Genomic DNA, 1768 nt, shown 5'->3' on the forward strand with positions numbered 1-1768 from the left:
GAAAGATAATTAATAAGATTGAATTTCCGATGAGGAAATTCAGCCGCAATTAATTATACACCTTGTTGTGGTTAGTGTTTTTTATTTATTTACTCAATTTTAAAATTCTAAAAGCACCTTGAACTACTAAAACAAAAACTATTATTCCGATAATCAAATCAGGTTTGCTTGAATTTAACCAATTTACTAAAAGTCCAGCTGTAATAACTCCTAAATTGATAATCACATCATTTGAAGTGAAAATCATACTTGCTTTCATATGAGCCTCTTCCTTACTTTTTGACTTTTGTAAAATGTAAAGACAAATTCCGTTTGCAATAAGTGCGAAAATCGAAACGATAATCATTGTCGAAAAGTTGGGTAGTTTCTCGTCTCCGAAAAATCTTCTTAAAACTTCTACAAATCCGATAAAGGCAAGTATTATTTGAAAATATCCAGCAAGTTTAGCAATCCGCTTTTTTCTCGTTAAAGCTCCTCCAACTGCAAACAGGCTAATTCCGTAAACGAAACTGTCGGCAAGCATATCCAAACTATCTGCAACCAACCCCATTGATTTTGAGATTATTCCAGTTGTCATTTCGATTAGGAAAAATGCGAAATTTATTCCAAGGACAGACCAGAGAAGTTTTTTCTGGTTTAGGTTTTCAATAAATTCTGTTTGGTCGGTTTGTTCTGTCGAGATTTTCTTTCCACCTAAATTCAGTTCGATAACTGAATTTTCGATTTGATCTATTTCTCCGCTGTGGAAAACGGTCAGTTTTCGATTAGGTATGTCGAAGTCTAAATTTGCAATACTTGAAATTCCGTCCAATTTCATTCGGATTAGATTTTCCTCTGAAGGACAATCCATTTTAGTAATTTCAAATATTGTTTTATTCATCCAGTTTTACGGTTTTTAGACATTAACCACAACGGTCTCGGCTATGATTTCGTTGTGGAATCATCCGCAGGATTATTCCGCTTAGAAATCAGCCGTTGATTTATACTTTTATTTTGTTGTGGCACAAAACCACAATGAATTATAGCCATTGTTGGCAAACGTTTTTATTCAGGCATTTCCGTTTCAAAACTCTCGGTAAGTTTTTCCATCTCAATCCAATGAACAGTAAGACTGATTAGCTTTTTTAAATCCTCTAAATTTTTAGTTTCCCATTTCCGTACATAATGTGTTTCGTCGTTTCCAAGCCAAACAGCTCTTTTTGCTACAGACTTAACTCTGTCATCGGTCACTAAATCTTTTATGCAATTTCCAAGACGCATTTTTAAAATTTTATCTTCTTTATCTTTATTACTTAAGATGACATAATCTTTGATTAAAAACTCCAAAGCTTTTCTATATCCAACTCCACAAATTTCTTTTAAGTTTTGTTGTTCGGCAGAATAAGCCTCATTGTAAATTTTTATAAATGCTGGAGAAACTTCTTGAATACTTTCGCTGAAGTCTTTAACAGTTAAATTTCCGATTGTTGTTTCTCCATTAAATCTCCATCTATTGTTTTCATACTTGTAATATCCGATAAAAGAATTTTTACACGTACTTTTTGGGCAAGCCATAAAAATTTCCATTCGTCCGTTTCCGCTATTCCCATTAATTGGTCGTGGAGAGATAGCGCTATGACAGAAAGGGCATTTTTCAGGAAGTTTGTCTATTGTAGTTTGCCCTGAGTTTGTATTAACTTTATACATATTCTTTTATTCTTTCAAATGTTTGCCAACGTATTTGTGTATGATTTTTTGCGGGAAAAGGACGCAAGTTCTTTTCCGATGT

The 1768-nt window shown here is 33.3% G+C and carries 2 protein-coding genes; both read right to left on the reverse strand.

The features are described from left to right. Positions 1-85 precede the first annotated feature (85 nt). The gene (locus ACOSP6_RS00900) at positions 86-880 is read right to left on the reverse strand and encodes a cation transporter (protein WP_422095684.1); all 795 of its coding nucleotides are present in this window, start codon (positions 878-880) and stop codon (positions 86-88) included. 164 nt (positions 881-1044) lie between these two features. After that, positions 1045-1686 carry a DUF4145 domain-containing protein gene (locus tag ACOSP6_RS00905; protein WP_422092364.1) on the reverse strand — a complete coding sequence of 214 codons (642 nt, stop codon included), beginning with the start codon at positions 1684-1686 and terminating at the stop codon, positions 1045-1047. Between the last annotated feature and the right edge of the window lie 82 nt (positions 1687-1768).

This window comes from Tenacibaculum sp. MEBiC06402 (assembly GCF_049239625.1).
GTDB lineage: Bacteria > Bacteroidota > Bacteroidia > Flavobacteriales > Flavobacteriaceae > Polaribacter.